This is a genomic window from Streptomyces sp., from assembly GCF_035563135.1.
GTDB lineage: Bacteria > Actinomycetota > Actinomycetes > Streptomycetales > Streptomycetaceae > Streptomyces.
In genome coordinates this window covers 1-6,191 of record NZ_DATMVN010000749.1, presented here as the reverse complement: position 1 = coordinate 6,191, position 6,191 = coordinate 1, and the positions used below count along the sequence as shown (strand labels likewise).

General features: G+C 67.8%; 6 protein-coding genes. 2 read left to right on the top strand and 4 right to left on the bottom strand.

Going from position 1 to position 6,191, the window contains the following annotated elements; translation table 11 throughout:
- Nucleotides 1-1,312: 1,312 nt before the first annotated feature.
- Together VN520_RS33520 and VN520_RS33515 are read right to left on the bottom strand one after the other, a co-directional pair.
- Nucleotides 1,313-1,840: a pyridoxamine 5'-phosphate oxidase family protein gene (locus VN520_RS33520; protein WP_325750715.1), complete on the bottom strand. Its 528-nt coding sequence runs from the start codon at nucleotides 1,838-1,840 to the stop codon at nucleotides 1,313-1,315.
- A 43-nt stretch (nucleotides 1,841-1,883) separates the two neighbouring features.
- Nucleotides 1,884-2,369 (bottom strand): DUF1579 family protein, encoded by a 486-nt coding sequence (locus VN520_RS33515; protein WP_325750714.1) that lies wholly within the window; start codon nucleotides 2,367-2,369, stop codon nucleotides 1,884-1,886.
- Between the two features lie 337 nt (nucleotides 2,370-2,706).
- Between VN520_RS33515 and VN520_RS33510 the strand changes: the two genes are divergently transcribed.
- Complete coding sequence (locus VN520_RS33510; protein WP_325750713.1) at nucleotides 2,707-3,114, top strand: ester cyclase; 408 nt, start codon at nucleotides 2,707-2,709, stop codon at nucleotides 3,112-3,114.
- A 116-nt stretch (nucleotides 3,115-3,230) separates the two neighbouring features.
- Here VN520_RS33510 and VN520_RS33505 read toward each other — a convergent pair whose 3' ends face one another.
- Together VN520_RS33505 and VN520_RS33500 are read right to left on the bottom strand one after the other, a co-directional pair.
- Nucleotides 3,231-3,698, bottom strand: coding sequence for a hypothetical protein (locus VN520_RS33505; RefSeq protein ID WP_325750712.1), 468 nt, complete (start codon nucleotides 3,696-3,698; stop codon nucleotides 3,231-3,233).
- Between the two features lie 525 nt (nucleotides 3,699-4,223).
- On the bottom strand, nucleotides 4,224-4,964 hold the full coding sequence (locus tag VN520_RS33500) for a GAF and ANTAR domain-containing protein (RefSeq protein ID WP_325750711.1): 741 nt from the start codon (nucleotides 4,962-4,964) through the stop codon (nucleotides 4,224-4,226).
- A gap of 417 nt (nucleotides 4,965-5,381) precedes the next feature.
- Here VN520_RS33500 and VN520_RS33495 point away from each other — a divergent pair, with 417 nt between their 5' ends.
- The gene (locus VN520_RS33495) at nucleotides 5,382-5,858 is read left to right on the top strand and encodes an ATP-binding protein (RefSeq protein ID WP_325750710.1); all 477 of its coding nucleotides are present in this window, start codon (nucleotides 5,382-5,384) and stop codon (nucleotides 5,856-5,858) included.
- Nucleotides 5,859-6,191: the final 333 nt, after the last annotated feature.

Sequence of the window (6,191 nt, the reverse complement as noted above, 5' to 3'; positions counted from 1 at the left end):
GACCGACTGGTCCGCCGCTGGGCCGAGCGCTGCACAACCGACGCCAACCTTAGGTGCGCTTTGGTCGAGGACCCGCTCACGGGGCGGCTGAGGGTTGGCGCCCCACGTCTATGCGCGAGCAGCACACAATCGGCCGCTCATTGGGCAGGGGAACGCATGCAGAGGTGCAAGCGCCGAGGCCGGAGAAAGCCGACTGCATTCTTGGAGCTGGGTGTTCAGCTTCTTGCGCGGGCTGTCCACCGACCCGTGATGACGGAAGGCCCGCTCGGGTCAAGAGCGGGTTCCATCCTTCCGATGCATGGAGGAGGTGCGTGACCCGACCCGCCTGAGGATCTGCGAAGGATCCAATGAACATGCCGAACAGGGAAGTAGGTATCCAGTGACAACGCTCATTGTCTGCGTGCTGGTCATAGCGTTTTGTCTTATCGCCATCGCCGCCATTGTCGCCAAGAGCCGAAGCGGTGGATTGTCTACAAGGCCGACCGCTCGCACGGAGCCACAGTTCACCCCCTCTACTGCCCAAAGTCCGATAGGCCGCCTGCATGACGGAGAGGCGCTCCTCCTCCATTTGCTCCGTGAGCAGACCATGGACCTCCGCGCTATCCGTCGGCACACAGGACTCTTCTACTTCCTCACCTGGCTATTGATTGGACTCGGTGTGATCGCCATAATCCTCGCCTCGGCGGCCGACTTGTAGTTCGGGTAGGCGGCCTGGCGCCTTTCATCGCAACGTCCCGCCGCACACGCCCAATCGCTCGTTGGCCGCCACCGAGTAGGCGAGGCACGATGCCTTTGCCGGGTACCGACGACAGGAGCGATGGCGTCGTGGGCTGCCGGCTTTGCCGCATCATGCGGGCTTGCAGTTCAGGTCGAGAGCCATCGCCGCGGTGTCGGGCCTGGTCAGTCGAGCGTCCGTAAGTGCTCCGCCGGGTGGATACGCCTGGTATGTCAGCACTGCGGACGAGCCGCTGACTGTTCCGCCTGACTTACGTGTACGTGACCGTGCCGTACAGCGTTCCTTATCCGAGTGAGGACGAAGACTGGCTCTGCCAGAACGTCGGCTCAAGCGAGGGCCCCATCTACCTGGATGCTCCGCTCTGTCTCGTGCGTGCGGAGGCCGTCACGTCGGGTGCCACTCCGTTGGACAGCGTGGAAGGCGGACGGCACTGTCCCTGAGGCCGCCCTGTGTCCCGTAGCGGCCGGCGGCCCACTGTGGGACACCCGCATGCCCGGGGCCGCACCAGCCGATCTGGAGGTCGAGGCACTCCGCGCGACTGCCGATCGATGCGGTCGACAGGAGCGCCCCCGCGCCTCAGAAGCGGTAAGTCGTCTGGCCGTGCCCGTCGCCGAAGGCGATGACCTTGTCCGGGGCGACCCGGTACACCCATGCGCCGCCGTGCGTGCTCCCACCGGAACCGCTCAGCTCGACGAATTCCTGGCCGCGGACGTCGAACTTCCAGTCGTCGCCGTACTTGGCGGACCAGGCCGCAGCCAGTGTCTGCAACTCCACCGCATCCGTCACGCGCTCCGCGGTGCCCTCGACCACGACGTCCTTGCCGCTGTTCCAGCCGTTCGCCCCGGTGCTCCCGGTCGTCACCGCAACGCGGGCGTTGACGTCCAGGTTGCGCTGCTTCTGCTCGTCGGAGCCCGTGCAGAACGCGAACGCACCGTCCTGCCAGACGCCCACGAGCGGTACTGCGTGCGGACGACCGTCGGCACGGACGGTGATGATCCAGTAGAGCTGCGCGTTCATCAGGAAGCGCTCGATGGCGGCCCACGGTGGCGGGGACGCTGACGCATCGCCGTACCTCGGGTCGATCACTCCGGTCGTCATGTTCATCTGACTCGATCCTGGACGGAGACTCATCGCCCCATGTGCGCTGTCACGCGCGCGCGTCAAGGCGGGTCGCGGTGGCCTGGTAGCCGCCGCCGGGCCACTCCCACCGTCCCTCGATCGTGCCGGCGTTGCGGTCGATCGTGCCGCGGAAGCGGGCTGGGGAGTCCTTGGACCCGTGCCAGATCGTGAGGCCGTTCCCCTGGATCTGCCAGAAGTACTCGAGGGCAAACGAACAGAACGGGCCCGGTCCCTCGTTGCTGAAGAACATGGAGCGCAGCATCTGCTGGGCGTGGTCGTAGCCGATGTACTCGGCGCCTTCGTGCTCGTCGCCGTCGATCCTCATCGTCTGCACGAGGAAGTGGCCGCCTGGAAGCCAGCGTCGGGTCACCGTGCCCGTGAAGGGGGAGCTGCCATCGAGGTCGTGGCCTTCGAGCCGCCAGGTGCCTTCCAGCACGTCGAGCTCGCGCAGCTTCGGGTGAGGTCTCGGAGCGCTGGGCCCGCTCTGCTGGTCGGTGTGATCAACCTCGGTCATCACGGCAATCCCTTCAGGCGGAGGTGTTGTGGTGCGCGGCAGCTTGGACCCGGGGGTCAGGCGAATCTCATCGCCGCGACGGCTGTGCACGACGCCGTCCGCGCGATACGACCGCCGGGATACCGGAGACCCGTCCGGTTGCAGCTCGGTGAACCTGGACGCAGGCCCGTCCTGGTGCAGCGAGGAGCTTTTGGGCCAACCGCGGTACGTCACCGGGCGGGTCGTGATGAATCGGTTTGGACCGGTGCCAGACCCCTCAAGGACAGTTCGGCGCCAGCGCCGACGGTGGTGCACTGCCGCCCACGAGAACCGCTGTTGCGGTGGGACGCTTGCCGGTATGGATGGACGCGGCGCGCGGGCGATCGTCGAGGAGATGCTCCGACGCCAGCAGGTAGGCGACGACACCTTCCTGGACGAGCTTGTCGCCGTCGACATGGTCAACCACGCGGCCGGTCCTCAAGGCCGCAGCGGGCTGGCTCGGATCCTGCGCACCATCGACCACGACCTCGGGCCCGTCACCCTCGAGCAGCGTCATCTCATCGGCGACGGCGACATCGTGGCGCAGCACATGACGCTGCACGGCACCCATCGAGAGTCGACGATGCCGCTGCTCGCCGATGTGCCTCCCTCGGGTCGTCCCGTGGCGTGGACGTTCATCCACATCTGGCGCGTCGCCGACGGGCTGATCGTCGAGCACTGGGCGTGCCGCGACGACATGGGCCTACTCGAGCAGGTGCGCGGCTGAGTGCGTCAGCTCGGGCCGGGACCGCCGCTGCCCTCCGTCGCACCCGTCGCCGAGGACGAGGCCTCCGGTGCCGTCACGGAGCGAAGGGGGTACCGGCCGTGCGCTGTGAGTTCGTCCTACGAGTCGATGCGTTCGTAGGTCAGCTGCAGGTCGTCCTCCCAGGGACCGCCCTCGTGCGACATCGTCCCCTTGGCGTCGAGGCGGCTGCCATCGCCGGCGACGGTGAGGACCATGCGCTGGGCGAACCCCGCCTCGTCGCGGTGCCACGACACCTCGCCGTCGCCCACCTCGACGGTGTAGCGGCGAGAGATGTCCCGCTCGTCGAAGTACAACATCGTGAAGGTGCCGGCGGCGTCGTCCGAGCCGATCACCGCCACGCCGTCAGGGATCTCCGGCTCATCGATCTCCGAGCGCATCACCAAGAAGGCGCCGCCTTCATGCCATGCGAACGACGTGAGGCCATGGAAGGTCGCCTCAGGCACCAGCGGATGCGTCCCGGTCGTGCGCCAGTTGCCTATCAGCGGTGCCAGCGGCTCGAGTGCCGGGTTGGGTCGCTGCGCTGCAGGGCCGATCGGTGTCGTCATCCGCAGGATCGTTTCAGGCTGCGGGAGTCATTCCCGCTTCCCGTTCCTCCTTCGGGTTCTGGTCGACCCAACGGTTGGAGCGATACCGCCCCTCGGGGCAACCGGATGTTCCATAGGCCGCCTTCAGGGTCACTCCGAACTCCACCTCTGTCCCAGTGGCGGAGCGGCCGCAGGCGCCGAGGAGTGCAGCCGTTCAGCCGTGCCCGCTACGTGCCCGTTCGACGGGCACGGGGTGGGGAGTCGCGGTCATCAGCCGTGGGTCGGTCGGGCGTCTGACCAGCGGCGATGCGTAGACGGACAGCTTAGATGGCGCGGATGAGAGGACTCGAGAACCGCTATGGGGTGACACCCATCGTGGGTTCGAATCCCGCGCCCTCCGCTCCGACCAGTGGCTTCACGTCGGGCCGACCGGGTGCCGGGCTCACCGCGTCCGTCGTGCCCGCTGCCAGCCCGTACGGCTCCCGCTCGTGCCCGCCGCGAGGCGACCGAGCCGTGCGGCGACCTGCAGCGAGCCGAGCCGGGGCCTCAGTGGGCCGGCGGGAACTCACCGGTGTGCACCAGGTGCTCCGCGATGTCCCGGAGCTTGCGGTTCTTCGTCATCGAGGCCTGCGTCAGAGCTTGGAACGCCCGGTCCGCGGTCAGCTTGTGACGCTCCATCAGGACGCCCTTGGCCTGGTCGATGACGGCTCGGGACTGCAGAGCAACCTGGAGGTTGCTGGCCTCAGCTTTGGCGCTCTGGTACTGGTGCATGTTCGCGATGGCGACTGCGGCGTAGGGCGCGAACCGGGCAGCTGCCGACCGGCTGTCCTCGTCGAAGGCATGCGGCTCGCGGGAGTAGATGTTCAACGCGACCCGCACGTGCTGACTCACCGGCAGTGGAACCGACAGGGAGCTGAGGCTGCCCCGCTCGGCTGCAGACCTGGCGTAGTCCGCCCAACGGGGCTCGATCCGTGCGTCGGGGACTTCGGTCACCTCACCGGTGCGGGCGGCGTGCAGGCACGGGCCGTACCCGTGCCCGTACTGGCTCTCGTCGCAGTCCAAGGCCAGCTGCCCGGTGTAGACGGCGGTCGATGGCTTGTCGTTGACCACCACCGAGACTGAAGCCTCGATGCTGCCGGGCATGACGTCCTTGGTCAGGTCGGCGACCTTCTGCAGGACGCTATGCGACGAGTGCTCGGCGAATGAGAGTCGGCCCAACTGCTCCAACGCCTGGTCGGCGCGGTGAGCCTGGGTGCGGTGGTCGTCGGGGCGTTCTTGAGCAGTCAAGGGAATCCTCCGGTTACTGGAACCGGATGGGGGCCGGCGTCCACGCGTGAGCTGGACAGGTCCGCGATGGGCACGCCGCTGGGGCGACGTGTCAAGCGATGCAATGCAGCCCCCTCTGAGGGAACGGCATCGAAGATCGAGCGGCCCTGAGGGCTGTTGCTTCAACGAACAGGGCCTGGCCAGGACGCCGGGCTCAGCGAGGTGACTTGCCCCTACCGTCCTCTCTATGGGCAGAAGGCGCAAGGAGAGCGACTCGGCGCACGGCAGCACACCGCGCCACCCCGTTCGACCATGTCCTTGAGGTGACTGCCCTGATCGTCGCCTTCAGGTGCATCATCGTTGCGGTACTACCCGTAGGTCGTCGGTCCCCACGTCGCAGCGACGGGTCGATTCCGTGCTCGACTTCGGAGGAATCAGATGACGCGGCCGAACTGGGCGCCTCGGCCCGTGCCGCCGGCCAGCCTCGGCGCGACAGTGCTCGGCCGGTGGGAGCCGCACTCGGCGGTGGAGGTCTCCGCCAGCCGCCGCAGGCTGGCAGCCAAGATGCACGACGGCGCTCCCGCCACCGCTGATGAAGGCGCGCTGGAGCGACTGCTCCTCGTCCACGAGGAACTCGTCAGCAACGCGCTCCGGCACGGCCGCCCACCGATCTGCGTCGAGCTGAGCACCTACAGCACCTACTGGCTGGTGAACGTCAGCGACGCGGCCACCGACAGGCCGCCATCCCCGGCCCTTGACCGAGACCCAGCCCACGGCGGCCTCGGCCTCCACATGGTCGCCCACCTGTGCGGCGCCCGAGGCTGGACAGTCATCGACAACCGCAAGCACGTATGGGCCCAGATCGATGTCACCCGTCCCGAGGCACCCGGCGTCCCACCGGCACCGGGCTGCTAGTACCGCGACCGGCAGCCTTCACCCCTCTCGGTGTCACCGGCACCAGACGCCGCTCGCCGCGGGGTCGTCCGCCCAAGAGAACGCGGAGGCAGAGACGGCGGGTTGGCTGCGCGCTCGTATCGCCAGCGTCCTCCCATGGTGGCTGCGGTCGTTGTTGGAGCCCTGGTCCTCCGCTGACCGGGCACTGCCGAGCCGACGTCCTCTCTTTCGTCGTCACGTGAAAGCAGGAGGGGGCCTCCCGAGCCGTCCTTCGAGGCTGAGAGACAGCCGCGGTGGGATCGCGAGGCAGGACGCTAGGTCGAGGGACTTTCGCCGGCGCGGTCGTGGGCGGTC

Excerpts from the sequence above, each read along its gene's own strand:
- VN520_RS33520 (WP_325750715.1), bottom strand. The coding sequence starts at position 1,840 with ATGAACATGACGACCGGAGTGATCGACCCGAGGTACGGCGATGCGTCA.
- VN520_RS33515 (WP_325750714.1), bottom strand. The coding sequence starts at position 2,369 with ATGACCGAGGTTGATCACACCGACCAGCAGAGCGGGCCCAGCGCTCCG.
- VN520_RS33510 (WP_325750713.1), top strand. The coding sequence starts at position 2,707 with ATGGATGGACGCGGCGCGCGGGCGATCGTCGAGGAGATGCTCCGACGC.
- VN520_RS33505 (WP_325750712.1), bottom strand. The coding sequence starts at position 3,698 with ATGACGACACCGATCGGCCCTGCAGCGCAGCGACCCAACCCGGCACTC.
- VN520_RS33495 (WP_325750710.1), top strand. The coding sequence starts at position 5,382 with ATGACGCGGCCGAACTGGGCGCCTCGGCCCGTGCCGCCGGCCAGCCTC.